We start from the raw sequence: 26,580 nt of genomic DNA, 5'->3' as shown, positions 1-26,580 counted from the left end.
TCATTCACATCGCAAATCGACGGCTGATCACAGCTCGATCTTCTGGAATCCGTCGCGCAGGGCGGTGGACCAGGCTTCGGACATGGCGCGGAAATCGGGGTCGCCCGCCTCGATCCGCCGGGCCGCTGTCACCTTCAGTGCGTCCTTGTCGATCACCGCAAGATCCAGCGGCATTCCGACCGACAGGTTCGACCGCAGGGTCGAATCCATGCTCAGCAGCACGGCCTTTTGTGCATCAAGCAGGCTGGTCGATGGTTTGACCACACGGTCCAGGATCGGCTTGCCATATTTGTGCTCGCCAATCTGAAGAAAGGGTGTGTCCTCGGTCGCCTCGATGAAATTGCCTTCGGGATAGATCAGGAACATCCGCATCCCGCCGCCCTTGCGCTGACCCGCCACGATCATGCTGGCGCTGGCGCCCTGGCCCATGGCCGACAGCTTTTCCTGAATTTCGCCACGCACGGCGGCAAGGGTCGAGCCGACGATCTCGGCCACGGCCAGCATGGTGGGCGCCCGCAGAATGCAGGTCGTGGGATCGGCATCGGGCGAATCGTTCATGTCGCGCAGCCGGGCAATGGTCGTCTGCGTGACCGACAGGCTGCCCGCCGTCATGATCACGATGACGCGTTCGCCCGGCACCTCGAAGGTGAACATCTTGCGATAGGTGGCGATATTGTCCAGCCCGGCATTGGTGCGGGTGTCCGACAGCAGCACCATTCCTTCGTTCAGCAGCAGGCCCACGCAATAGGTCATCGTCACATATCCGATTCGGTTGCGAGACCGACGCTAGCGGGAATTCTGCACCGCGGAAACGGGGCAGGGCACACACACCGCGCCTTGCCAGAGAAATAGCCAGGCTGTGGCTGCCGTGCCAAGGCGCTATTGCTGTGCGTTCTGCACCGATTGGACCGCGACCCGCACATCCATCTGTTCTTCGCCGGGGCTGCGGGCGATGCCGCGGATCGGCGCGGCGTCACGGGCGTCGAAACCGGAACCAAGCCGGATATACCGCTCATCGGGGCAACAGCGGTTCGCGGGATCGAACCCGACCCATCCCAGCCCGTCCACCCACAGTTCTGCCCAGGCGTGGGCGGCCTCGTGTGGTCTGCCCTCGGCATCCGCCAACAGATAGCCCGAGACATACCGCCCCGGCATCTCGCGGTCGCGGGCACAGGCGATCAGGGCATGGGCATGATCCTGGCAGACGCCTTCGCCCATGGCCAGCGCCTCGGCGGCGGTGGTGTGGGCATGGGTTTTGCCGGGGGCATAGGCGATGGATTCCGCCACGATGGCAGCCAGCCCATGAGCCAGCGCCAGAGAGCTGTCCGCCTCGACCGACCGGGCCAGCGCGGCCAGCGCGGCATCGGCGCGGGTTGGCCCGGTTTCGCGCAGATAGGCCATGGGCGATACCTGCTCGCGGTGTCCGCGCAGCACGCCCGTAAGGTCGCGAGTCTCGACCAGGCCCGTCACGGTCACGGTGATTTCAGAGACGGGCCCCGCCACCGTCCAACCCTGGATCCAGTCGCCGGCGCCATCCCGGAACCCGCCGCCCTTTACCCCGCCAGATACGGTGACCTGCCAATCCTCTACCCGCTGGCCGTCAAAGCTGGAAGGATGCAGCCTATGGCTTTGCACCGCGGCGCGCACCGGCTGGTCATAGCGGTAGAGCGTCACATGTTCGACGGCCAGCCTCATCGCACATCCCCGTTCAGATAGGCGTCATGGATGGTCCGTCCGATCCCCGAGATTTCACCGATGAAGCGGGTCAGGAATTCGTGCATTCCTTCCTCGAAAATATCCTCGACCTTCATCTCGGCCAGTTCCCCCAATATGCCGCGCGCCGCCTGCTGCGCGGCGCCCGAACGATGATAGCGCTTTGCCAGCCGGTCAAGATGCAGTGTCAGCCCCTCGACACAGGTGATCAGCGACCGGGGGCACTGGTTGTTCAGGATCAGGAAATGCGCGATCTTGGCCGCCGTCACATCGCCGCCATAGGCCCAATGGAAGGCCCGGTGCGACGACATGGCCCGCAACAGCGTGGTCCATTGATAGTTGTCCAGCCCCGATCCCACGAAATCGGCTCTTGGCAGCAGCACATAGTATTTGACGTCCAGCAGCCGCGCGGTGTTGTCGGCGCGTTCCAGAAAGAACCCGAGGTTCAGGAAATCATGCCCGTCGTTGCGCAGAAGCGTGGCGTCGATCGCGCCGCGCACCATGGCCGCATGGCGCATCGTCCATTCCGTCAGGGTGAACAGCGACAGGTCGCTGCGCGGGGTCCGTTCCAACTGACGCAGTTCCTGAAAGGCGGTGTTCAGCGCGTCCCAGACCTGCACCGACAGCGCCGTCCGCACGATCCGCCCGTTCTCTCTTGCCCGCGTGATGCAGCTAGCCACCGAAGAGGCATTGTCGCGGTCAAAGAACAGATGGCTTTCTATGTTTCGCTGCACGGCCTCGCCGTATTTGCGGGCAAAGGCGTCGGCACTGCCCCCGGCGTGCAGCAGCGCATCCCATTCGTTGCGGTAGCCTTGCCCGGCATTGGGCAACAGGGCGATCCGCGCGCCCACTTCCAGCAGCCGCGCCGCGGTTTCGGCGCGCTCCATGTAGCGCGCCAGCCAGTGCAGGTTGTCGGCGGTCCGGCTCAGCATGACAATTCCTCCCGGCAACGGCTGGCGTTTTCATCTGACGGCACAGATCCGGCGGGGGTGTGCGTCGGCGCCCCATCCGTTCGGCAAACTGTCGGCGCGGGGCGCAGGGGCCTTGGTGCCGTCTGCGCCAGTCCATCGGATGCCCGCATCATTCCGCCAGCACCCATGTATCCTTGACCCCGCCACCCTGCGACGAGTTCACCACCAAGGATCCGTCGCGCAGCGCAACCCGTGTCAGCCCGCCCGGCACCAGTTCGATCCGCTCGCCCACCAGGCAATAGGGGCGCAGATCGACATGGCGGGGTGCCACGCCCTCTTCGACAAAGGTCGGCACGGTCGACAGCGCCAATGTCGGTTGCGCAATGTAATTGTCCGGGTCTTCGATGATGCGGTGGCGGAACGCCTCGATCTGTTCGGATGTCGATTTCGGCCCCACCAGCATCCCGTAGCCACCCGAGCCATGCACCTCCTTGACCACCAGTTCGCCCAGGTTTTCCAGCACATATTTCAGCTCGTCCGATTTCTGGCATTGCCAGGTCGGCACATTTTGCAGGATCGGTTCCTCGCCCAGATAGAAGCGCACCATTTCGGGCACATAGGTATAGACCGCCTTGTCGTCGGCCACGCCTGCCCCCGGCGCCGAACAGATGCTGACGCCGCCCGACCTGTACACATCCATCAGCCCCGGAATGCCCAGCATGGAATCGGGGCGAAAGCACAGCGGGTCCAGAAAGCTGTCGTCGATCCGGCGATAGATCACATCCACCTTGCGGGGGCCTTCGGTGGTGCGCATCCAGACGAATTCGCCCTCTACGAACAGATCCTGCCCCTCGACCAGTTCGACGCCCATCAGATCGGCCAGAAAGCTGTGTTCGTAGTAGGCGCTGTTGAAATGACCCGGTGTCAGGATCACCACATTGGGTTCGTGATTGCACTTCGGCGGTGCCACAGAGGCAAGCGTGCGGCGCAGCGCCTCGGGGTAGCCATCGACAGGCTGGATGCGGTTTTCCCGGAAGATGTCGGGGAACATCCGCATCATGATCTCGCGGTTTTCCAGCATGTAGGACACACCCGACGGCGTGCGGCAGTTGTCCTCTAGCACATAGAAATCATCCGGTCCGGTGCGCACCAGATCAATGCCCACGATATGGCTGTAGACGTCCTTTGGCGGGCGGATCCCGGCCACCGCCTTTTCATAGGCCTCGTTGCAATAGACCAGCCGTGCCGGGATGCGCCCGGCCCGCACGATCTCGCCCCGGCTGTAGACATCGGCCAGAAAGGCGTTCAGCGCCCGTGCCCTTTGCTTGATCCCGCGTTCCAGCCGGGTCCATTCCTGATTGGTGAAGACGCGCGGGAACATGTCAAAGGGGATCAGCCGGTCCGGGTCGCCCCCCTCGCCATAGACCGCGAAGGTGATTCCGATGCGCCGGAACAACTCCTCGGCCTCGGCCTGTTTCATCTGGCGCAGGGCTGCGGGCATTGCCGCCACCCAGTCCTGAAGTCTCGCATAGGGAGGGCGCACCCGCCCCGAATGGAACATTTCGTTAAAAAAACTTGTCACGATGCCCCCTGATGCACTCGTTAACACCAGTCAATCACTGCGGGCGGCGAAAGGACAAGCCCCCTGATCGGGGCGGTTGCGTCAGGTGGGTGGGTCTGCCTGTTTTTTGTGCAAGTACCGGGTGTGAACGGGGGGTGACTGGCGGAACCTGCCCATGCCATCGGCATTCAAGGGCACTATGCGGGCCAGTCGCGTGAAAAAGTGGCAGGTTGCCGGGTTGCCCTGCACCCGGCCAGGCGGAGGTCTGTGCCGATCTGCGCGGCTGTGGGGGCGCGACTGCGCCCTGCCTCGGGTCGCGGGGTCGCGCTGTGCCGCCATGGCTTGCGCCGCTGTGCGACAGGAGATGTTCCCTTTTCGTGCCCGCTGCCCTAAGTTTGCCCCATGCCGCGCGATCCTGTTCTTGTCGTCGATCCCAAAGGTCTGGCCTGCCCGGCGGGGGGATTCCATGTCGATCCGTCCGGCAAGGTGGCGCTGGCGGTCGTGACCCATGCCCATGCCGATCACGCACGCCCCGGCGCAGGGGCCTATCTGGCGACGCCCGGCACGGCGGTGATGCTGCGTCAGCGGCTGGGCCGTGTCACCGTGCAGGAATTGCCCTTTGGCCAACGATTGCGCGTCGCGGGGGCCGAGGTCAGTTTCCATCCCTCCGGCCATCTGCCCGGCGCAGCACAGGTGCGGATCGAGGTGGGGGGCGAGATCTGGGTGGTCTCTGGCGACTACAAGACCGAGGAGGACGGCCTTGCCGAACCGTTCGAGCCGGTGGCCTGCCATGGGTTCGTCACAGAATGCACCTTTGGGCTGCCGGTGTTCCGCTGGTCGCCGCAGGCGCTGGTTGCCGATCAGATCCGGGGCTGGTGGCAGTCCGCTGCGGCCGCAGGGCAGGGGGCCGCGATTGCCGCCTATTCACTGGGCAAGGCCCAACGGTTGCTGCATCTGCTGGCCGGAACCGGGCCAGGGCCAGTTCTGTTGCACCCGGCTGCGGCTGCGGCCACCACGGCGTTGGCCTCTGTCGGCTACTCCCTGCCGGCGGCATCTGTGTGGGATGGTGCGGCGCTGCCATCGGGCGCCCTGCTGATTGCGGCGCCGCAGGCCGGGCTTCCGGCCCGGACCCGCAGCGCGATGGCTTCGGGCTGGATGGCGCTGCGTGGCACGCGGCGCGGCGCGGGCCAAGGTTTCGTATTGTCGGATCATGCCGACTGGCCGGGACTGAACGCCGCCATCCGGGCCACCGGCGCCAGCCGCGTGCTGGTGACGCATGGCTATGAAGACGCCTTTGCCCGCTGGCTTTGCGAACAGGGCCTTGATGCGGCGCCGCTGACATCCGCTGCGGGGCGGGCATGACACAGGCCGCCGTCCCCCCTTGCACCCATCGGATCACGCGTCTGGCCGGTCGACGTGCCGGGACGACCCGTGCCCCCGTGCGCAGGCCATGAGGGCGTTTGCCGCCCTGATCGAGGCGTTGACGACCGGCGCCCCTGCGGTTCCCGCGCTGGGCGCCTATCTGCGGTCGGCATCGCCTGTCGAGGCGGCGCATGTGCTGTCCTGGGTATCTGGCCAGCGCCCCCGGCCCGCCGTGACGCTCGCCGCCCTGCGTCAGGCCGCCTGTCGTGCCGAGGGGATCCCCGACTGGCTGTTCGAGGCAAGCCGGGCCGCTGCCGGCAGCGTGGCCGAAACGATTGCCCATCTGTTGCCCGACGCCCCGACCCCCGAGGAGGTCGCGCCGCAGGATCTGCTCGGGCAGTGTCGCGGCCTGGAGCCCGATGAGATCCTCGCGCGGCTTGAGGTCTTGCCGGTTACGGTCCGGCTGGCCGCGATCCGCCTGTTGACCGGCACGCTGCGCCTGACCCTGCCTGCGCCGCAGATTGGCCAGGCACTGGCAGAGATCAGCGGGGGCATTGCGGGGGCAATCGTGCTGAAGCTGGAGACCTGGAGGCCAGAGATGGGGCTTGCCGCGCTGATCGCTGCGGTCGCCCCGGAACAGATCGCCCGGCCCTTTGCCACACTGCGCCCGTTCACGGGGCCCGCTGGTCCGGTTGCGGACTGGGCCGCCTTTCCCCGCATGGACCAGCCGCGCCTGCAAGTGCTGCGCCGGACCGGCCCGGCGCAGGTCTGGGCCGAAGATGGCAGGTTGCTGACCGGGACCAGGCCCGACCTTGCATCGGTCTTGCAGGATCTGGCAATCGGCACCGTGATCGAGGCGGTAGAGCCGCAGCCCGGTGTCCTGTGGGCGCTGGATCTGCTGGAATGGCGGGGCCAACCCGTGGCGGCCCTTGGTTTCGCGCAGCGCCGGGCCTTGCTGGCGGAGGGTTGCGGCGGGCCGATCGGCCTTGCGCCCGCCGTGCCCGCGACGGACTGGGCCGCGCTTGAGTTGATCCGTCGGCGGGAGGGCCTGTGGCTGCGTCGTCAGGATGCCGGCCCGGACTGCCCCTGGCATGACTGGGCGCCGCATCCGCGCGAAACCGATGCGGTGCTGGTCCATGCCGAACTGGGGTCCGGCGGCCGGGACATCGCGGGGCTGACCTTCGCCGTGCGCTCTGGCACGGCCTTGGTGCCGGTCGCCCGGACCATCGACGGTCTGTCGCGCGAAGATCTGGACGATCTGGGCACCTGGATCCGCCGCCATGCAACCGCGCGTTTCGGTCCGGTCCGCGAGGTGCCGCCCCGGCGCCTCTACCGGCTGGGGTTCGAGGCGGTGGACCCGGCACCGCGCCGCAAGGCGGGGCTTTGGCTGCGTGCGCCGCGGATCCTGGCCTATCTGCCGGATCATTCCCCCGATCAGGTTGCCAGGCTGGACAGCCTGACCGACCCGGCGCTTGATCCGCGCGGCCAAGACCGCTAGACAGCCCTACCCATGACACAGGAGACAGCATGGCCGGAGGCTCTGCATTTGCCCGACTGAAGGTCCGCCTTCATCCCGAGGGGCGCAAGTTCGTCGCCATTTTCGCAGCCGTCACCCTGGCGCTGTTCCTGATCTGGGAACCGCTGGGCTGGGTGGGTGTGATCCTGACAATCTGGTGCCTCGCCTTTTTCCGCGACCCGATCCGCGCGGTCCCGCAGCAGGACGGGCTGGTCGTCAGCCCGGCCGATGGCGTCGTCCAGATGATCGAACGGGTGGCGACACCGCCGGAACTGGGAATGCAGGCGGCAGAGCTGACCCGCATCTCGGTGTTCATGGATGTCTTCGACTGCCATGTGAACCGCGCGCCCATTGGCGGGACAGTCACGAAAGTGGCCTATGTCGAGGGCAAGTTCCTCAACGCCTCGCTCGACAAGGCGTCTTTGGACAACGAGCGCAATGGCCTGCTGCTGACGCTGCCCGACGGGCGCGAGGTGGGCATGGTCCAGATTGCCGGACTCGTCGCCCGCCGCATCCTGTGCTGGGTCCAGCCGGGGCAGGCGCTCGACACCGGAGAGCGCTTTGGCCTGATCCGGTTCGGCTCGCGCGTCGATGTGTATCTGCCCGATGGTGTCGCCCCGCTGGTCGCGGTGGGGCAAAAGGCGGTGGCCGGTGAAACGGTGCTGGCCGATCTGGCAGCAGGCCCCGTCGCGCGCCGCGCGCGGATGATCTGAGCCATGGACAACCGGCGCGAATCCCTTCCGTTCCTGCATCTGGTGCCGAACCTTGTCACCATCATCGGGCTTTGCGCCGGGCTGACGGCCATCCGCTATTCCTTTGACGGGCGGTTCGCGGTGGCGACCGGGCTGATCGTCTTTGCCGCGCTGATCGACGGGCTGGACGGTCTGATCGCCCGGCGCCTGCGGGCCACCAGCCAGATCGGGGCCGAACTCGACTCGCTGTCGGATTTCGTTTGCTTTGGTGTGGCCCCGGCCATTGTCGTCTTTCGCTTTGGGATGACGCAGGATCCGGGGCTCGGCTGGGTCTTTGCGCTGGTGTATGCGATCTGTTGCTGCCTGCGTCTTGCGCGGTTCAACGTGATGCGGGCCAGCCCGGACGCGCCGGGCCATTTCGTCGGGGTTCCCGCTCCGGCAGGGGCGGGGCTTGCGCTGATGCCGGTCTTTGCCACCTTTGCCGGGATCGTCGATCTGGCTGACGTGCCGCTGCTGGTGGCGCTGTGGCTGGGCATGATCGGCGTGCTTATGGTCAGCCGCATCCCTACCCCTTCGGCCAAGGGCCTGCGGGTGCCGCGCGACAAGGCGGTCTATGTGCTGGTCGGCGCCGCCCTGATGGTCGGGCTGATCCTCAGCCGGTTCTGGCTGCTGATGTTCGTGCTGGGCCTTGCCTATCTGGCGGTCGTCCTGTGGCAGGCGGTGCGCCACCGCCGCTTCTGACATGCGGCGCCTGTCGCGCTGATCCGAGATCCCCGCCAAGGACTGCGCGCCTCTGTCGCGCAGCCGGGGCAGACAAACCCTTTCCCCGGTTTGCGCATTCCCGCCGCCGTTCCCCTTGCACCCCCGCCAGATATATGTTCCACAACCCCTGTGGTGCCAGACGGGTGCCAAGCGGAACGGATGGCGGAAGGCATGGCGAATACGGGTATGAAACCGACCGAGGAAATCTCGGTACGCGAAGTTTTCGGAATCGATACCGACATGAAGGTCAAGGCCTTCGAGGATCGCACGGATCGCGTTCCCGCGATCGACCCGACCTACAAATTCGACCCGGACACGACCCTGGCCATCCTTGCAGGCTTTGCCTACAACCGTCGCGTGATGATCCAGGGCTATCACGGCACCGGCAAATCCACCCATATCGAGCAGGTGGCGGCACGGCTGAACTGGCCTTGTGTGCGTGTCAACCTTGACAGCCACATCAGCCGGATCGACCTGATCGGCAAGGATGCCATCAAGCTTGAAGACGGCAAGCAGGTCACGAAATTCCACGAGGGGATCCTGCCCTGGGCGCTGCGCAACCCCGTTGCCATCGTGTTCGACGAATACGACGCCGGGCGAGCCGACGTGATGTTCGTCATCCAGCGCGTGCTGGAACATGACGGCAAGCTGACCCTGCTGGATCAGAACGAGATCATCACCCCGCATCCGTCCTTCCGCCTGTTCGCCACGGCGAACACCGTGGGTCTGGGCGATACGACCGGCCTGTATCACGGCACCCAACAGATCAACCAGGCCCAGATGGACCGCTGGTCGCTGGTGGCCACGCTGAACTATCTGTCGCATGATGCCGAGGCGGCCATCGTGCTGGCCAAGAACCCGCATTACAACAACGAGAAGGGCCGCAAGACCATCAATCAGATGGTCACGGTGGCCGACCTGACCCGCACGGCCTTTATGAATGGCAACCTGTCCACGGTGATGTCGCCACGGACGGTGCTGAACTGGGCCCAGAATGCCGAGATCTTCCGCAATGTCGGCTATGCGTTCCGTCTGTCGTTCCTGAACAAATGCGACGAGCTGGAACGCCAGACTGTGGCGGAATTCTATCAGCGCTGCTTTGGCGAAGAGCTGCCGGAATCGGCAGCGAGCCAGGCGATGAAATAGCGCGGCCGATCCTGTCGGAAGGATGCAAGGGCGCCCCTCGGGCGCCCTTGGTGTTTTCGGATCAGGCGGGCTGCGGGTGATCCTGACGGGCGCGCGGCAAGGCGCGCATCGCTGCGGCCGTTTTCGGCGGGATCGGCCGGATCGTACCGGGGGGCGCGAGGGTGGCGCCCGTGGCCGGCATGGCGTCGGGCAGGGGGCTCTCTTGCGGTTTGCGGGACTTTGCCGCCTCGCACAGCAGCGCCAGTCCGATCTGTAGCGCGATGCCACCCAGAATGATGCTTGCGTCCAGCGTCAGCCCGGCGGGGTATCCCGCTTCGTCCAGCATCAGCCGCAGGATGCGTGCCACAAAGGACAGCATGGTGCCAAAGGCGAAAACCGGCAACGCCTGCCGCCCCATCACGGCCAGGAGCCGCAAACCGGGTGCCGTGGCGGCGGTGCGCAAGGCGGGCCAGGCGCTGGCCAGATAGGCCAGCGACAGCACATGCAGCAGGCGGGGCAATTCCACATAGCCCTTGTCGAACTGCACGAACAGCCGGGGCACGCCCAGATCCGCGAGCGCGCCCAGCAAGGCCCGCCCGCCATGCGCCACCTGCGGCACGCTGACCCAGACCAGCGAAACACCAAGATAGCCTGCCGCCAGCGCCACCAGTTTCGGGTGCACCGGCACCAGCCGTTGGCCCGCTTTCAGCCGCAGACCGATCAGCAGACCCACCACAAAGATCAACTGCCATGACAGCGGGTTCAGAAACCAGCCGTTCAGCCCCGGATAGGTGGTCAGGTTCACCCGCGCGGTGCCTGCCAGCAGCCACAGCCCGACAGACCCGGCCAGCAGCCCCATCGGCCGCCGTATCCCCAGCCACAGGGCGGCTGGGGTTGCCAGCAACAGCAGCACATAGAGCGGCAGGATGTTCACATATCCGAATTGGTGCAGCATCAGCGGCAGTCCGACGAACACCCCCAACGGGTCGCGCAACAGCGCGTCGAAGTTGTCGCCCAGCATCAGCGCCGGGTTGCCGCCGAACCGCATCAATCCCGCCACCAGGGCAAGAACGGCCAGCGACAGCATCAGATGCACCTGATAGAGCGACCATGCCCGCCCCCAGGGCCGCAGCGCCGCCCGCCAGACGACCCCGTCCGAGAAGCCCCGCCCATAGGCCAGCGCGGCAGAGATCCCGGCCAGCAGGACAAAGGCTTCGGCTGCGTCCGAAAAGCCGAAATTCCGGCTTGTCACCCGCTCGAACATATTGCCGGGCACGTGGTTGATGAAGATCATCGTCAGCGCGACGCCCCGGATCAGGTCGATCCGGTGGTCTCTTGGGGTGGAACGGGCAAACGGTTGATCTGACATCAGTTTTCCGATGTGGATGCACGGGGCATTGTACATAGCCCCGGTGGCTGCCCCTGTCATGCGCCGAACGCGGTCAGGCGCGCGCGCGACGGAATGCCGCCTGTTCCTTGCAACGGCATAGGCGCCCGCCTGCCGGTTGATGCCGGGTTCCATCCCTGGTCATGGTGTAACGGCGATGTGATCGCAGGATGGCCCGCGCCGCCCGACTCGTGCGGTGCCATGCGAATGGCTGCCTCCTCGCGATGGTCGTGCGGTGCCGCCTGCGTTGCCTAGCCGCCGAAGCCCCGCTCCCCGGCGCGCAGATGCGGCACGCAATTTTGCCGAAGTTCATTTGATTGGCGGTCAATCGGGGTGCATGATGCAATCATGCGCAGTTTGCGAATGGCGACCATGCTGCTCTGTCTGGTTCTGACGCCTGCAATGGCCGTCGGTCAGAGCAGGCCCGATCCAGAGGGCGCGCTGTATCGCTTTGCCTCCTGTGCGGGGCGATTGTCTGCCCTGATGGAGCATCAATGGCTGATGGACCCGGCGGCATCGGATCGCACCGATGGCCTGCGCCGCCAGGTGCTGGAACTGCTTGCGGCGGTCGCGCAGGACCGTCCGGCTGCGCAGGCGGCCATGATGTTGCGGATCGAGACCAAGGCCGCCCATGCCGCGTTGTTGTCCGCTGCAACATTCGGCGCCAATGCGGCGGCATCCGATCAGGCAAGGCGGCTGGAGCGCGCCTGTACATCACTTCTTGGACTGTCGTGACAGAAAAAGGGGCGGTCGCCCGCCCCCGATCACTCGCACACAAAGACCCACTCAGCCGCGCGCGGCTTTGGTCGCTTTGGTCCACCAGATCAGCTCATCCAGCATCGCCTTGGCGCTGCCGCCAATGCTGCCCTCGATGTCGCCCAGATTGCCCGAGCCGCCAAAGCCCGGATGCACCTTCATGAAATCGCCACCGGCGATGTGAACCGCCGACCGGGTCGAGGCCATTTGCAATTCGATCCCGATACCGCGCAGATGTTCCGCCGCGCGCGCGCCGCCCACACCGCCATAGCCGACGATGCCGAACGCCTTTTGGTTCCATTCGACATAGGCCTGGTCCAGCGCATTCTTGAGCGCGCCGGTGATCGAGTGATTGTATTCCGCCACGATGAAGATGTAGCCGTCGAACTCGCCGATCTTCTTTTGCCAGGCGACGGCCTTTTCGTTTTTTGACGGCGCCCATAGATTCGACGCTGCTTCATCGAACAGCGGCAGGTCAAAATCGCGCAGGTCCACGATTTCGGCGTCCATGTCGCCACGTGCGTTGGCCTGGTCGAGGATCCATTTGGCGGGAATCTCGCCGAAACGGGTGGGGCGGGTCGATCCGATGATGACGGCAATCTTGGGTTTGGACATCGTGAATTTCCTTTTGGATGCTGCGTCGCAGGGGTGCTGCGTCTGGTGCCAGAGGTGGCGCGTCGATGGCCCGCGATCAATTCTGCGCAAGTGTCAAGCCGCTGTGCATCTGCGCACGGAACCGGGCGCCATTCTCCTCTTGCGGTGCTGCATACGCATTCTTGCGCTTGGCTCTGCCGGGTGTATGTTCGGGCCATGAACAAGCCCGTCGACAACCCCGCAGATCCCTTCAAGAAAGCCTTGGCCGAGGCCACGCGGACCATGGCGGATGATCCCGACCTGACGGTGACCTATTCGGTCGATCCGGCCGGGATGACCAAGGACACGATGCGCCTGCCGCAGGTGTCGCGCCGCATGACCCGTGACGAGGTTTTGCTGGCCCGCGGCACGGCGGATGCCTTTGCGCTGCGCCACAAGTACCATGACGACGGCACAGCCGGGCGCTATGCCCCGACCGGCCAACTGGCCCGCGACATCTATGAGGCGATGGAAACTGCCCGCTGCGAGGCGGTGGGCGCCCGTGTGATGCCGGGAACGGCCGTCAACATTGATGCCAAGATCGCGCACGAGGCCGATCGCAAGGGCTATGGCCAGATCACCCAGGCGTCGGATGCGCCGCTGGCGGTGGCTGCGGGCTATCTGGTGCGCCATCTGGCCACTGGCCGCCCCCTGCCGCGCGGGGCGCAGAACGTGATGGATCTGTGGCGCGGCTTCATCGAGGCGCAGGCCGGCGGCACGCTGGAAAATCTGGGCGATGTGCTGGCCGATCAGGCCGCATTCGCCCGGCTTGCCCGGCAGGTGATTGCCGATCTGGGATATGGCGATCAGTTGGGCGACGACCCCGACCAGAACGACAATCAGGACGAATCGGAAGAGCAGGGCGAAGAGGACGACGATCCCGACAGCGCCGGGTCCGAAGACGATCAGCAGGACGACGAGGGCGATGCCGACCCCGAGCGCAGCCAGGACGAACAGCAGGATGCCGCGCAGGCCCAGGTCTCGACAGAAGACTCCGAAGATCTTGACGATATGGAAGAGGCCGACAACCCGGCCCCCGATGCCCCCCCCGAACCACCTCCGCCGCCCGCGCTGTCGGATGCCGATCCGAATTACCGTGCCTATCTGACCCAGTTCGACGAGGAAATCCGCGCAGAGGATCTGGCGGAGCCTGCCGAGCTGGAGCGCCTGCGCGCCTATCTGGATCAGCAACTGGAGCCGCTGAAAGGCGCCGTCAGCCGCCTGGCCAACAAGTTGCAGCGCCGCTTGCAGGCCCAGCAGAACCGGAGCTGGCTGTTCGATCTGGAGGAAGGCATCCTCGATGCGGGCCGTCTGGCCCGCGTGGTCGCCAACCCGACGACGCCGCTGTCGTTCAAATGGGAAAAGGACACCGAGTTCCGCGATACCGTGGTGACGCTGCTGCTGGACAATTCCGGCTCCATGCGCGGCCGCCCGATCTCCATCGCGGCGATCTGCGCTGATGTGCTGGCCCGCACGCTGGAGCGCTGCGCCGTCAAGGTCGAGATCCTCGGTTTCACCACCCGCGCCTGGAAGGGCGGACAAAGCCGGGAAAAATGGCTGGCCGACGGGCGCCCGCAACAGCCGGGCCGTCTGAACGACCTGCGCCATATCATCTATAAATCCGCCGATGCCCCCTGGCGGCGGACGCGCGACAATCTGGGCCTGATGATGAAGGAGGGCCTGCTGAAGGAAAACATCGACGGCGAGGCGCTGGAATGGGCGCATCGCAGGGTCACGGCGCGACGGGAACAGCGCAAGATCCTGATGGTGATCTCGGACGGTGCCCCGGTTGATGACAGCACGCTGTCGGTCAACCCGGCGAGCTATCTGGAGAAACACCTGCGCGATGTGATCGCCATGGTGGAAAAACGCAAGCAGGTGGAGTTGATCGCCATCGGGATCGGCCACGACGTGACCCGCTATTACGAGCGCGCCGTGACGATCACGGATGTCGAGCAACTGGCAGGTGCGATGACCGAACAACTGGCCAGCCTGTTCGATACCGACCCGCGCAAACGTGCCCGTGTGCTGGGCATGTCCAAGGCTGCCGGCTGGCGATAGGCGGACACTCCCGCAGGTCGTTCACCCTGCCAGGGCAGGGCGCTCCCTTTGGGCATGGCGTCGCGCGTGTCGCGCGACGTGCCTCCGGCGGGGGTATTTGGGGCAAGATGAAAGCTGGCGCCGAGAGGCGCTTGGGGGCCGCTTTTCCCGCATCTTCAGGATCATGTTCCTGACGGAAACGTCCGCCCGGTGGGAGGTCGCAGGATCAGGGCCGGGGGTGGAGCAGGGTGGACACCGCCTCGATCACTTGCGCCTCGCGCGGATCCCAGTCGCCGTCGGCTTCGGCCACCCGCCGCAGGGCGGCACGCAGGTCCGCGCGGTGTGCGGGCGGCAGGGCGGCGCGCAACATCGGGCCGAGTTCGGCCGTTGCCGGCAGAGTCTGCGCCAGTCGCTCGCTCTCGGCCCGCAGGCGTGCGGCCTCGACCGGACCAAGGCCGAACATCGCGCCCAGCAGCCGGTCCATTTCGCGCAGTTCCTCGACCCTCAAGGTCGCGTCTGCCTGCGCGACCCGGATCATCAATGTGCCCAGCAGGTGCCGGGCATCTGCTTGCGGCAGGGGGCGATCCGGCGGGACGCCACGCAGGCGATCCAGCAACCTGGTGAGCATGGGCTGTCCTCTTGCCGTCTTGCTCCGCAGACCATTGCGCAGGACGGCAGGGGGTGCAACCCTGCACCGGATTTCGTGTTGCAGGGGGTTCGACATGTTGCAGTCCTTCACCGCCACCACCACGCCTGATCAGGGTCCGCCCCGGCTGGCGGCCTTGCGCGCGGCCATGCGTGCGGACGGGGTGCAGGGGTTTCTGGTGCCGCGCGCGGATGCGTTTCAGGGGGAATATGTGGCCGCCTGTGACGAACGGCTGGCCTGGCTGACGGGCTTTACCGGATCGGCGGGTTTCTGCATCGCGTTGACGGCGCTTGCAGGGGTGTTCATCGACGGGCGATACCGTTTGCAGGTGCGCGCGCAGGTGGCGCCCGAGTTCACCCCGGTGCCCTGGCCCGAAACCCAGGCTGGTCCCTGGCTGCGCGCCAATCTTGCCAGCGGCGTGGTGGGTTTTGATCCCTGGCTTCACACTGCCGACGAGATGGCGCGGATCGAGACGGCGCTGGCCGGACATCCCGTGACGCTGCGCCCGATGCGCAACCTGCTCGATACCGTGTGGCCTGACCGGCCCGATCCGCCGCAGGGGCAGGTCTGGCCCCATCCCGATCATCTTGCCGGGGAAAGTTCGGCCAGCAAGCGTGCCCGTCTTGGCGCCGTGCTGCGCGCGGCAGGTCATCGCGCCGCAGTGCTGACCCTGCCCGATTCGATCTGCTGGCTGCTGAACATCCGGGGTGCGGATGTGCCCCGGAACCCGGTCGTGCAAGCCTTTGCCATCCTGCATGATGATGGCCGCGTCACTGTCTTTGCCGATCCGGAAAAGTTCGGGCCAGAGGCACGGGCCGCGCTGGGCGATCATGTCACGCTGCGACCGACAGTTGCCTTTGTCCCTGGTCTTCGCAGTCTGCAAGGCCCCGTGCGGGTGGATCGCAGTTCGGCTCCGCTGGCCGTCTCCTCCGAATTGCGCGAGGCAGGCGTGGAGGTGGTATGGGGCGACGATCCCTGTCGTCTGCCCAAAGCCTGCAAAGCCCCCGCCGAGATTGCGGCAAGCCGCGCGGCGCATCTGCGCGACGGCGTGGCGATGGCAGAGTTCCTGTGCTGGCTGGATGCCCAGGCGGCGGCGGTCAGCACCGGCGCCCGGCAGACCGAGATTGGCGTCGTCAAGGCGCTCGAGGCATTTCGCCGGGCAACCAATCAGTTGCACGACCTCAGTTTCGAAACCATCTGCGGGGCAGGGCCGAACGGGGCAATCGTTCATTACCGCGTGACCGAGGCGACCGATCGCGCGCTGGAGCCGGGCAGCCTGTTGCTGGTCGACAGCGGCGGCCAGTACCGTGACGGCACCACGGATATAACGCGCACTGTGGCCATCGGTGCCCCGCCCAAGGGGGCGGCAACCGCCTTTACAGCCGTGTTGCAGGGCATGATTGCCATCTGCCGCGCGCGCTGGCCCAAGGGCCTTGCCGGACGCGATCTGGATGCGCTGGCGCGGTACAACCTATGGCTTCAGGGGCGCGACTACGACCATGGCACAGGTCACGGGGTTGGCGCCTTCCTGTCGGTCCACGAAGGTCCGCAGCGCCTGTCGCGGGTCTCGGAGGTGCCGCTGGAGCCGGGCATGATCCTGTCGAACGAGCCGGGCTATTACCGCGAAGGCCACTACGGAATACGCATCGAGAACCTTGTCGTGGTTCAGCCGGCAGGCGCGCTGCCCGAGGGCGACACCGCCCGGTCCATGCTGGAATTCGAGACGCTCACACTCGCCCCAATCGACCGGACCCTGATTCTGGCAGACCGGCTTTCACCGGGCGAGCGGGACTGGCTGAATGCGTATCACGCCAGGGTGCTGGCCGAAATCGGCCCGCAGTGCACCGCCGATACCCGTGCCTGGCTGACCAGCGCCTGCGCCCCGATCTGACTTGCGGCGGCTTTCATCTTGCCGGAAATACCCTCCGGGGGTGCGGGGGTGGAAAACCCCCGCTGCGACAGCGCAGAAAGCGAACGGCCGGGCAAGGGCCCGGCCGTTCTCCGTTCGTTTGCCGGCGCTTAGAAGCCAGCTTTGATCTTTTCGAACTCCGCCAGTTGACGCTCGCGCAGTTGCGGGTTGTTGGGCACCTGGGGCAGGGTCGGGGCATCGACATGACCCAAGCCCGCGATCTCCAGATCTTCTTCGGATTTCAGGGCCATGCCCTTCAGATTGCTGTGGCCGTAGCCAAGTTCGTCCATCAGGGCGACAGCGGCATCGGGGCGCAGCCACGAGTTCATGAAATCATAGAGCTTGTCTTCGGAACCGGGGCCGTCCTTCATGTTCACAAAGCCGCAGACAAAGGTGGACGATCCCTCGGTTGCCTCGCGCTGGAAACCGACGGGGTAGTTTTCGGCCTGCAAGAGTGCGACGCCATCGTTCCACGACCATGACACCAGAACGGCGCCCGAGGCCATTTGCTGGGTCTGTTCCGACGGATCCGCCCAATAGGCATAGACATTCTGATGCGCCTCGCGCAGCCAGGCGGCGGCGGCGGCATATTGTTCTTCGGTGACTGCGGTCCAGTCGGTTACGCCGGTGGCCAGATAGGCCAGCGCCCAGACATCGTCCGAGCTGTCGGGCATCGAGGTGCGGCCCTGGTATTTCGGGTTCACAAAGACCTGGAGCGAGGCGACATCTTCCGCCGGAACCTGATCGGTGTTGTAGGCCACGGCCGTGGCGCCCCAGTAGCTGGGCAAGAACCACAGTCCCGCATCGTCCTTGAACACCGGCGAGTCCAGGAATTCGGGGTCGATGTCGGCCAGCGCGGTCAGCCGCGATTCATCCCAAGGTTCGATCAGCCCGGCATCGCGGTATTTCGACACCATCTGCGAACAGGGGTGCACGGCATCGACCTTGAAGCCGGACGCCACCTTCTGGAACGCCTCGTCATCGTCACCGAACAGCGCGAAGGTGGGGGGGGTGCCATGTTTGGCGACATAGTCGGCGAACAGGCCATCGACCTCGAACCCGGCCCAGTCGAAGACGGTCAGTTGCGGATCTGCGGCCATGACCGGGGTGGCAAGGGCAAACGCGGTCACAGAGGCCAGAAGGGCAGGCTTGCGGATCATGTCAGGTCCATGGTTGGAGAGTGGGAATACCGAACCGTAGAATAGCCCTGCTGCGGTCTCAAGCGTTTCCGTTGCCTGGCGCGCAACTTCATGCCGTTCGGCGCTTTTCCGCGCGCCATAGTGGCACAGGGCGTGATTCAGGGCAGGTTGCGGCTTGCCTCGTCGCCATGGTGCGTCCTATGGGTTGGGGCTTGTCAGCGTGCCGCAGGTCGTGGACAACTTGGGGCAACCGGCGCCAGTGTTTTGCCGGGTAGGCCGTCACTACGGGCATTCGGATTGTTGCAAAAAGGTCGGGGACGGTGATCACTCCCGCATATTGCGTGACCATGGCACGCTACAATCGTTGGCAGAACCGCTGCATTCTTCAGGCCGCCGAGGGGTTGGAGCCATCGGCCCGGCGCAAGCCGCGCGGGGCGTTCTGGGGCTCGATCTCGGGAACGCTGTCGCATCTGCTGTGGGGCGACCTGATGTGGATGAGCCGTTTCGATGGCGGCGCCCGTCCGGTCGGGGGGCTGGCTAGCAGCGCCGATGCCCATGGAGTGTGGGAGGATTGGCGGCGCGAACGGCAGGCGACGGATGCCAGGATCATCGGATGGGCTGACCGGCTGACAGAGGCGGAGTTGCAGGGCGATCTGTTCTGGCATTCCGGGCTGGCCGGGCGCAGCGTCACGCGGCCAATGGCGCTTTGCGTCATGCATTTCTTCAACCATCAGGCCCATCATCGTGGGCAGGTCCATGCCATGTTGACCATGGCAGGAGCCAGGACCGAGGATACCGACCTGTTCGTCATGCCTGACGAGGCGGACTGGATGTAGGGCGCGGTTGGCGCCACATGCCATGGCCAGACGGGCGCCGGACCCTTGCTGGACGATCCCGAACAACCCGACCGGACACAGGTGTAACACAGTGGACATGCAGGAGACCTTGCCCGACCCCTTGCGGCGCTGGCTGTCAGGGCGCGGCTGGGCGCTGCATCCGCATCAGGCCGAGATGCTTGCACGTGCTGGCGAGGCTGCAACCTTGCTGATCGCCCCGACCGGCGGTGGCAAGACATTGGCGGGCTTTCTGCCGACCCTGGCCGAACTGGGCGCCGCGCCCGCGCCGGGATTGCATACGCTTTATGTCTCGCCGCTCAAGGCGCTGACAGCCGATATCGCGCGCAACCTGCGTGCGCCGGTCGAGGGGGCAGGGCTGGCGATCCGGATCGAGGACCGGACCGGCGATACATCGGCCGCTGTCCGTCGGCGTCAGCGGGCCGATCCGCCGCATATCCTGTTGACGACGCCCGAAAGCCTGAGCCTGCTGCTGTCCTACGAGGATGCGCCACGCATCTTCGCGGGCCTGCGCCGGGTGGTGATCGACGAGGCCCATGCCCTGGCCGAAAGTCGGCGCGGCGATCAGTTGATGCTGGCATTGGCGCGGTTGCAGCGGATGGAACCGGGGCTGCGCCGCGTGGGCCTGTCGGCCACGGTCGAGGATCCCGACGCGCTGGCGCGGTTTCTGGCAGCGGGCGGTCAGGGCTGTGCCATCGTGCGCGCCGATCCGGGGCCGGAGCCGGACATCGCCATGCTGGAGACCGCGACCCCTCCGCCCTGGTCGGGCGGCGGCGGGCGCCATGCGGTGCCCGATGTGCTGCACCAGATCGCGCAGCACCGCATCACGCTGATCTTTCACAACACGCGGGCGCAGGCCGAGCTGTTCTTTCAGGCCCTGTGGATGGAGAATACCGACGGCCTGCCCATCGGCATCCACCATGGCGCCCTTGCGCGCGAGCAGCGCCAGCGGGTCGAGGCGGCGCTGGCGGCAGGGCAGTTGCGGGCGGTGGTTTGTACCGGCACGCTGGATCTTGGGATCGACTGGGGCGATGTGGATCTGGTGATCCAGATCGGCGCGCCAAAGAACGTCAAGCGGCTGGTCCAGCGGATCGGACGGGCCAACCACCGCTACAATGCGCCGTCAAAGGCCCGGCTGGTGCCCGCGAACCGCTTCGAGGTCGTCGAATGTGTGGCCGCACTGGAGGCGGTGCGCGCCCGAGATCTGGATGGCGATCCGCGGGGCCCCGGCCCGCTGGATGTGCTGTGTCAGCAAATCCTGATCGCGGCCTGTTCCGCGCCGTTCGCGGCGGATGATCTTTATGTCGAAGTCACGGGGGCGGGCCCCTATGCGGGGCTGAGCCGCGCCGATTTCGATGCCTGTCTCGACTATGCCGCGACGGGGGGCTATGCCTTGCGGGCCTATGACCGCTGGCAGCGCCTGATGCTGCGCGATGGCCTGTGGCGCTTGCGCGATCCGCGTTCGGCTGCCGTGATCCGGCAGAACATCGGCACCATCATCGACACCGAGACGCTGAAGGTGCGCCTGCGCGGCCGGGGCGGCGTGCCGCTGGGCGAAATTGAAGAGGGGTTCGCGGCCACCCTGACCCCCGGCGATACCTTTCTGATGGGGGGCGAGGTGGTGCGGTACGAGGGGCTGCGCGAGCTGACGGTCGAGGTCACGCGCAATCCGGGGCGCGCGCCCAAGGTGGCCGTGTTCAACGGAACCAAATTCGCCACCTCGACCCTGCTGTGCGACCGGATGCTGGCGCTGTTTCAGCGGCCCGGCTGGCCGGGGGTGCCGGTTCACACCGCGCGCTGGCTGGCCTTGCAGCGCGAACGGTCGCGGCTACCGGAACCGGGGCGGCTGTTGGTCGAGAGTTTCCCGTGGGACGGGCGGGCGCAAACGGTGATCTATGGCTTTGCCGGGCGCAATGCGCAGCAGACGCTGGGGTTGTTGCTGACCAACCGGATGGAGGCCGAAGGGCTGAACCCGCTGGGCTTTGTCGCCACCGATTACGCCACGCTGATCTGGGGGCTGGAGCCGGTGCCCGACATCTGCCCGCTGCTGGACCCGCAACGGCTGCGCGAGGGGCTGGAGGGCTGGCTTGCCGGAAATGCGGTGATGAAGCGGACCTTCCGCTCGGTGGCTATCGTGGCGGGACTGATCGAACAGTCGCGCGCAGGGCAGCGCAAATCGGGCAGGCAGGCCACCTTTTCGTCCGATATCCTGTATGACACGCTGCGGCGCCACGACCCGGACCACCTGCTGTTGCGGATCACGCGGGACGAGGCGGCACGCGGGCTGGTGGATTTCGGCCGGATCGAGGCGATGCTGGAACGTGTCGAGCGGCGCATTGACCATGTTCATCTGGAGATGCTGACCCCACTTGCCGCACCGCTGATGCTGGAGCCGGGGCGCATTCCCATCCATGGGGCCGCGCGCGAGATCCTGCTGGACCGGGCGGCAGGCCAGTTGATGCAGCGCGCGGGCCTTGGCCAACTGGAGGGATGAGCGGCCAGGTCCGGGGGTGTTCTGCCCCTGGCGCGCGCGTGGGTGCGCATCCCCCCGCCGGAGGATCCCGCATCAGGGTGCAAGGCTGCGCGGGGCTTGCACGGCGGCGGGCGATCTGGTGGGATGCAGAGGGGTCGGGGCTGGGCATGAGCGGATACGGTTTCACATTTCACGGCGAGCGGCTGGAGGCGCGGGCCTCGGGTGTGTTGTGGTGGGCGACCGAGCGCACGCTGATCGTGGGAGACCTGCATTTCGGCAAGGCGCAGCGTATGGCCTTGCGCGGCGGCGGCCTGTTGCCCCCCTATGAAATGCGCGAGACCCTTGCGCGGCTCGATGCCGAGATTTCCCTGCTGGATCCGGCTGTTGTGATCGCATTGGGCGACAGTTTCGACGACCCCGAGGCCGAGGCGCGGCTGCTGGAGGCCGATGCCGCCTGGCTGGCGCGGCTGATGGCGGGGCGTGTCTGGTTGTGGATCGCCGGAAACCATGATCCGGGGCCTGTCGCACTGGGCGGGAGCCTGGTGTCACGGTGGCAGCATCGGGCCTTGTCGTTTCGCCACATTGCCCAGGAGCGGGGCGAGATTTCGGGGCATTTCCATCCCAAGGCCCGTGTTGCCGGTGTGGCGCGACCCTGCTTTCTTGTCGATGCCGACCGGGTGATCCTGCCCGCCTTCGGGGCCTTTACCGGCGGGCTTGATTGCCGACAGCCGCCGCTGTCGGACTTGATGGGCGCCGATGCGCTGGCCGTGCTGACAGGAACGCGGGCGCGGGCTGTGCCGATGCCGCGTTGATGTGGCCGGGGCTGGCTGTAGACAATGACGGGCAAGCAGCGCGGGTGCCCGAATTTCGTTTAAGCTTGAAATTTCTATCGGATTGCGCTTTGATCGCACCTGAATGAGGGAGAGTTCCATGACCACCGATTTTGCCGCCACCAAGGCGATGTTCGACCTGCCGAAAGGCGTGATCTACCTGGATGGCAATTCGTTGGGCCCCCTGCCGAAAGGGGTGGCCGAACGCCTGGGGCGCGCGGTGACTGACGAATGGGGCCAGATGCTGATCACCGGCTGGAACAAGGCTGGCTGGATGGAGATGCCCGCCCGCGTCGGCGACCGGATCGCGCGGCTGATCGGTGTGGCGCCCGGCACCGTGGTGATGGGCGATACCCTGTCGATCAAGGTCTATCAGGCGCTGGCCTCGGCACTGGAACTCAATCCGTCGCGGCGTGTGATCCTGTCGGATACCGGGAACTTCCCGTCGGATCTGTACATGGCCGATGGGCTGGTGCGCACCCTGGGGCAGGGCTACACCCTGCGCACGGTCGCACCGGAGGATGTGCTGGACGCCATCGACGAGACGGTGGCGGTGACGATGATCACCGAAGTGGACTATCGCACCGGGCGGCGCCACGACATGAAGGCGATTACCGCGCGCGCGCATCAGATGGGCGCGCTGGCGGTGTGGGATCTGGCGCATTCGGCAGGTGCGCTGGATTGCGCGCTGGCCGACTGCGATGTCGATTTCGCGGTGGGGTGCACCTACAAATACCTGAACTCCGGCCCTGGCGGTCCGGCCTTCATCTATGTCGCGCCGCGTCATGCCGAAACGGTGCGTCCGGCCCTGTCGGGCTGGCTGGGCCATGAATCGCCCTTTGCCTTCGATCTCGACTATCGCCCCGGTCGCGGGATCGAGCGGATGCGCGTCGGCACGCCGCCCATCCTGCAACTGGTGGCGCTGGATGCGGCGCTGGATGTCTGGGCAGACGTTACCTTGGCCGACCTGCGCGCCCGCTCCTTGCATCTGACAGATGCCTTTATTGCCGGGGTCGAGGCGGCCTGCCCGGAACTGACGCTGGTCACACCGCGCGATCATGTCATGCGCGGTTCGCAGGCCAGCTTCCGTCACCCCGAGGGCTACGCCATCATGCAGGCGCTGATTGCCCGCGGCGTCATCGGCGATTTCCGTGCCCCCGATATTCTGCGCTTCGGCCTGACGCCGCTTTACATCGACGAAGGGGATGTGCAGGCTGCGGTGGCGATCCTGAAGGATGTCATGGACCACCGCCTGTGGGATCGCCCCGAATATCGTACACGTGCCAAGGTGACCTGAACACTCCATGCCGCGCTCTGATACATATCCCCTTGCCAGAGGCATCTGGGTTGCCCGCCAATGCAGGCAGGTGTGCCGGTTGCCGCTGGCAGGGATATCCGGGGCAGAGCGAATGGGCCCGCGCCTGCCTCCGCTGTGCCGGCCGTCGGGGTGGGCCTGTCTGTGGCGGCGCCTCGGGTCGGTGTCCATCCTGTGTCGGAGGGATGTGGTTGCCGTCTGACAGCCACTTGCAGCCACAGGAATTCCGACATGACCAAAACCCCCTATGATCCTGCCCGCGAAGGCGCGCAGATGTCCTTTGATGGCCGCCTTTCTTATGGCGACTATCTTCAGATCGACCGGCTTCTCGACAGCCAGCGCCTGCTGACCGGCGCGCATGACGAGATGCTGTTCATCATCCAGCATCAGACCAGCGAGTTGTGGATGCGTCTTGCATTGCACGAACTGGACGCGGCGCGCACAGCGATTGCCGCAGATCGCGCGCGCGAGGCGTTCAAGATGCTTGCCCGCATTGCGCGGATCTTCGAGCAACTCAACAGCGCCTGGGATGTGCTGCGCACCATGACCCCCAGCGATTACACCACCTTTCGCGAGGGTCTCGGGCAATCGTCGGGCTTTCAATCGCACCAGTACCGGCTGATCGAATTCGCTGTGGGCAACCGCAATCTGGCGATGATCCGCCCCCATGCGCACCGGCCCGAACTGGTCGCCCTGCTGGAGGCCGAACTGGCCCGGCCAAGCCTTTATGACGAGGCATTGCGCTTTCTGGCCCGGTCGGGTCTGCCCGTGCCACAGGATGTGCTGAACCGCGATCTGCGCAGCCACTGGACCCCGCATGACGGGGTCCAGGCGGTGTGGGAGGCCGTTTACCGCGACCCCAAAGCCTATTGGGAAGCCTATGAACTGGCCGAGAAACTGGTCGATTTCGAGGATTATTTCCGCCGCTGGCGGTTCAACCATGTCACCACCGTCGAACGGGTGATCGGGTTCAAGCGTGGCACGGGCGGCACGGCCGGGGTGCAGTATCTGCGCCGGATGCTGGAGGTGGAGCTGTTCCCCGAGCTTTGGCATCTGCGCACCACTTTGTAGGGCGTAGCGGGGGCGCCCGGAATTTCGTTTGAGTTCTGCGGGCTCGGGCCTAGACTTCATGTTGTGCGAACAACCGGAGCCTGATGATGCGCCCCCTCCTTGCGGCCCTTGCGCTGGCGATTCTGGCCGCCTGTACCTTTGATCCAGAGACCGGCACCTTCGTCGAGGTGAAAGAGGAACCAAGGCCGGTCGCCTATGTGGCGGCCAAGGATGGCGCCCATGCCATTCCTGCGGTGGATGCCAGCAAGGTGCCGCTGGCCTATCAGCGCACTCTGGTGCCCAACCCGCTGAAGGACGAAGCGCCGGGAACCATCCTGGTCGATACCCAGACCCGGCATCTCTATCTGATCCAGGACAAGCGCACCGCGCTGCGCTATGGTATCGGCGTGGGGCGCGAGGGCTTTGGCTGGTCGGGCGAAACGGTGGTGGCGCGCAAGGCCCACTGGCCCACCTGGACGCCGCCGCCCGAGATGATCACGCGCCAGCCAGAGCTGGAGCGCTGGCGCGAGGGCCAGCCCGGCGGGCCGAGCAATCCGCTGGGTGCACGGGCGATCTATCTGTACAAGGACGGCCACGACACCGGCTTTCGCATCCACGGAACGCCGCAGTGGCAATCCATCGGCAGCAACGCGTCATCGGGGTGTTTCCGCATGATCCAGCAGGATGTGCTGGATCTGTATGATCGGGTGTCGCCGGGGGCGAAGGTGATTGTCCGATAGGTTCAGCGCAGGTTCCTTGTGCCGGGGCGGCAGAGCGGGTCAGGGTCATCTTGTCGAGCCCCGGCCATGTCTTGCAGCAGGCAGGTTGATCCCAGGCAAGACCTGCGCGCGTTCACCCGTGAGCAGAGAAGCGCCCGAGGCCCCTTTCGGATCACCACATGGAACGGGGGAGGGTGAAGGCCATGGAAGAGGAGAACCGGCGCCTGAAGCGGATGTATGCCGACCTGAGCATGCAGGCGGATCTGCTTAAGGAAGCCCTCGGAAAAAATAGATCGGCCATCTCAACGCCGCGAGATGGCCGAGAAAGCGGTGGCGCGACGAGGTGTCAGCATTGCGCTGGCCTGCAGGGCCTTTGGGGTCAGCGAGACCTGCTATCGCTACAGCCCGAAGCTGAAGGACGAGAACGAGGAGATTGCCGATCTGCTTGTCGGGCTGACCGATGCCCGCAAAACTTGGGGCTTTGGCCTGTGTTTCCTGCACCTGCGCAACGTGAAGGGGCATCCGTGGAACCACAAACGGGTTTACCGCATCTACTGTGCCCTTGAACTGAACCTGCGCATCAAACCCCGCAAGCGGCTGAAGCGCGAGAAGCCCGATGTCCTGACGGTGCCTGAGGCTCCGAACATGACATGGTCCATGGACTTCATGGCTGATCGCCTGGGGGATGGCCGCCAGTTTCGGCTGCTGAACATGCTTGATGACTTTAACCGCGAAGGGCTGGGCATCGAGGTCGACTTCTCGCTACCTGCCGAACGGGTGATCCGGAGCCTCGACAGGATCATCGAATGGCGCGGCAAGCCTGGCACCATTCGGGTCGACAACGGCCCGGAATACATCAGTGGCAAGCTGCTGATCTGGGCCGAGAAACGCGGCATCACGATCCAGCACATCCAACCCGGACAGCCGCAGCAGAACGCCTACATCGAACGCTACAACCGCACCGTCCGGCAGGAGTGGCTCGATCAATACATCATCGAAACCATCGAGGAGGCTCAGGACTTCGCCACGCAATGGCTATGGACTTACAACAACGACCGCCCGAACATGGGCACCGGCGGTATCACACCCGCCGGCTCTGTTGCACAAATCCCGTGTGGGATTCATCTCATGAATCCAGCGTGGTAGCTGGGATACATGAGCAGACCTACACCCCCGACCTACAGGAC

At 65.6% G+C, this 26,580-nt stretch carries 22 protein-coding genes and 1 pseudogene; 15 read left to right on the top strand and 8 right to left on the bottom strand.

Translation table 11 applies throughout. From position 1 onward, the window contains the following. Positions 1-27: 27 nt before the first annotated feature. The 4 genes from BW970_RS10755 to BW970_RS10740 all read right to left on the bottom strand — a co-directional run bounded on the left by BW970_RS10755 (position 28) and on the right by BW970_RS10740 (position 4,185). Positions 28-753, bottom strand: a complete 726-nt coding sequence (locus tag BW970_RS10755; protein WP_076531174.1) for a proteasome-type protease — start codon at positions 751-753, stop codon at positions 28-30. A 126-nt stretch (positions 754-879) separates the two neighbouring features. Next, positions 880-1,695 carry a transglutaminase family protein gene (locus BW970_RS10750; RefSeq protein WP_076531172.1) on the bottom strand — a complete coding sequence of 272 codons (816 nt, stop codon included), beginning with the start codon at positions 1,693-1,695 and terminating at the stop codon, positions 880-882. Then, complete coding sequence (locus BW970_RS10745) at positions 1,692-2,645, bottom strand: alpha-E domain-containing protein (RefSeq protein WP_076531170.1); 954 nt, start codon at positions 2,643-2,645, stop codon at positions 1,692-1,694. Before BW970_RS10745 ends, BW970_RS10750 begins: the two co-directional genes overlap by 4 nt. Positions 2,646-2,793: 148 nt before the next feature. Beyond that, entirely contained in the window at positions 2,794-4,185 is a 1,392-nt protein-coding gene (locus tag BW970_RS10740) for a circularly permuted type 2 ATP-grasp protein (RefSeq protein WP_076531168.1), read from the bottom strand. 402 nt (positions 4,186-4,587) lie between these two features. On the opposite strand from BW970_RS10740, the gene BW970_RS10735 reads away from it, so the two are divergent. From BW970_RS10735 to cobS, 5 genes are all read left to right on the top strand, one after another. Next, positions 4,588-5,547, top strand: a complete 960-nt coding sequence (locus BW970_RS10735; RefSeq protein ID WP_076531166.1) for a ligase-associated DNA damage response exonuclease — start codon at positions 4,588-4,590, stop codon at positions 5,545-5,547. An 88-nt stretch (positions 5,548-5,635) separates the two neighbouring features. Then, positions 5,636-7,045 (top strand): DNA ligase-like domain-containing protein, encoded by a 1,410-nt coding sequence (locus tag BW970_RS10730; protein ID WP_076531164.1) that lies wholly within the window; start codon positions 5,636-5,638, stop codon positions 7,043-7,045. A gap of 29 nt (positions 7,046-7,074) precedes the next feature. Then, positions 7,075-7,776 (top strand): phosphatidylserine decarboxylase, encoded by a 702-nt coding sequence (locus BW970_RS10725; RefSeq protein WP_076531162.1) that lies wholly within the window; start codon positions 7,075-7,077, stop codon positions 7,774-7,776. Between the two features lie 3 nt (positions 7,777-7,779). Beyond that, positions 7,780-8,496, top strand: coding sequence for a CDP-diacylglycerol--serine O-phosphatidyltransferase (gene pssA / locus BW970_RS10720; protein ID WP_076531160.1), 717 nt, complete (start codon positions 7,780-7,782; stop codon positions 8,494-8,496). A gap of 180 nt (positions 8,497-8,676) precedes the next feature. Continuing rightward, positions 8,677-9,663 (top strand): cobaltochelatase subunit CobS, encoded by a 987-nt coding sequence (gene cobS / locus BW970_RS10715; RefSeq protein WP_076531158.1) that lies wholly within the window; start codon positions 8,677-8,679, stop codon positions 9,661-9,663. 61 nt (positions 9,664-9,724) lie between these two features. Here cobS and BW970_RS10710 read toward each other — a convergent pair whose 3' ends face one another. After that, on the bottom strand, positions 9,725-11,011 hold the full coding sequence (locus tag BW970_RS10710) for an OpgC family protein (protein ID WP_076531681.1): 1,287 nt from the start codon (positions 11,009-11,011) through the stop codon (positions 9,725-9,727). A 366-nt stretch (positions 11,012-11,377) separates the two neighbouring features. Between BW970_RS10710 and BW970_RS10705 the strand changes: the two genes are divergently transcribed. After that, positions 11,378-11,764, top strand: coding sequence for a hypothetical protein (locus tag BW970_RS10705; protein ID WP_144038936.1), 387 nt, complete (start codon positions 11,378-11,380; stop codon positions 11,762-11,764). Between the two features lie 51 nt (positions 11,765-11,815). Here the strand turns inward: BW970_RS10705 and BW970_RS10700 are convergent, their stop codons facing one another. Next, positions 11,816-12,400: an NADPH-dependent FMN reductase gene (locus BW970_RS10700; RefSeq protein WP_076531154.1), complete on the bottom strand. Its 585-nt coding sequence runs from the start codon at positions 12,398-12,400 to the stop codon at positions 11,816-11,818. A 195-nt stretch (positions 12,401-12,595) separates the two neighbouring features. On the opposite strand from BW970_RS10700, the gene cobT reads away from it, so the two are divergent. Further along, complete coding sequence (cobT, locus tag BW970_RS10695) at positions 12,596-14,479, top strand: cobaltochelatase subunit CobT (protein ID WP_076531152.1); 1,884 nt, start codon at positions 12,596-12,598, stop codon at positions 14,477-14,479. A gap of 205 nt (positions 14,480-14,684) precedes the next feature. On the opposite strand, the gene BW970_RS10690 is transcribed toward cobT, so the two are convergent. Then, positions 14,685-15,086 carry a tellurite resistance TerB family protein gene (locus tag BW970_RS10690; protein ID WP_076531150.1) on the bottom strand — a complete coding sequence of 134 codons (402 nt, stop codon included), beginning with the start codon at positions 15,084-15,086 and terminating at the stop codon, positions 14,685-14,687. A gap of 94 nt (positions 15,087-15,180) precedes the next feature. On the opposite strand from BW970_RS10690, the gene BW970_RS10685 reads away from it, so the two are divergent. Continuing rightward, the gene (locus tag BW970_RS10685; protein WP_076531148.1) at positions 15,181-16,995 is read left to right on the top strand and encodes an aminopeptidase P family protein; all 1,815 of its coding nucleotides are present in this window, start codon (positions 15,181-15,183) and stop codon (positions 16,993-16,995) included. Positions 16,996-17,123: 128 nt separating this feature from the next. Here the strand turns inward: BW970_RS10685 and BW970_RS10680 are convergent, their stop codons facing one another. Then, positions 17,124-18,173 carry an ABC transporter substrate-binding protein gene (locus BW970_RS10680; protein WP_076531146.1) on the bottom strand — a complete coding sequence of 350 codons (1,050 nt, stop codon included), beginning with the start codon at positions 18,171-18,173 and terminating at the stop codon, positions 17,124-17,126. 299 nt (positions 18,174-18,472) lie between these two features. On the opposite strand from BW970_RS10680, the gene BW970_RS10675 reads away from it, so the two are divergent. The 7 genes and pseudogenes from BW970_RS10675 to BW970_RS10645 form a co-directional block, all read left to right on the top strand. Then, positions 18,473-18,988 (top strand): DinB family protein, encoded by a 516-nt coding sequence (locus BW970_RS10675; RefSeq protein ID WP_229740501.1) that lies wholly within the window; start codon positions 18,473-18,475, stop codon positions 18,986-18,988. A 97-nt stretch (positions 18,989-19,085) separates the two neighbouring features. Then, complete coding sequence (locus BW970_RS10670; protein ID WP_076531144.1) at positions 19,086-21,500, top strand: ligase-associated DNA damage response DEXH box helicase; 2,415 nt, start codon at positions 19,086-19,088, stop codon at positions 21,498-21,500. 146 nt (positions 21,501-21,646) lie between these two features. Next, complete coding sequence (gene pdeM, locus BW970_RS10665) at positions 21,647-22,291, top strand: ligase-associated DNA damage response endonuclease PdeM (RefSeq protein ID WP_076531678.1); 645 nt, start codon at positions 21,647-21,649, stop codon at positions 22,289-22,291. A 118-nt stretch (positions 22,292-22,409) separates the two neighbouring features. Continuing rightward, complete coding sequence (gene kynU, locus BW970_RS10660) at positions 22,410-23,606, top strand: kynureninase (RefSeq protein ID WP_076531142.1); 1,197 nt, start codon at positions 22,410-22,412, stop codon at positions 23,604-23,606. A gap of 249 nt (positions 23,607-23,855) precedes the next feature. After that, entirely contained in the window at positions 23,856-24,695 is an 840-nt protein-coding gene (kynA, locus tag BW970_RS10655; RefSeq protein ID WP_076531140.1) for a tryptophan 2,3-dioxygenase, read from the top strand. Positions 24,696-24,781: 86 nt separating this feature from the next. After that, complete coding sequence (locus BW970_RS10650; protein ID WP_200799291.1) at positions 24,782-25,414, top strand: L,D-transpeptidase; 633 nt, start codon at positions 24,782-24,784, stop codon at positions 25,412-25,414. Positions 25,415-25,584: 170 nt separating this feature from the next. After that, positions 25,585-26,539, top strand: a pseudogene (locus BW970_RS10645) (IS3 family transposase); the annotation flags it as partial. Positions 26,540-26,580: the final 41 nt, after the last annotated feature.

This window comes from Gemmobacter megaterium (assembly GCF_900156815.1).
Classification (GTDB): Bacteria; Pseudomonadota; Alphaproteobacteria; order Rhodobacterales; family Rhodobacteraceae; genus Wagnerdoeblera; species Wagnerdoeblera megaterium.
This window is presented reverse-complemented; position numbering and strand designations above follow the sequence as displayed.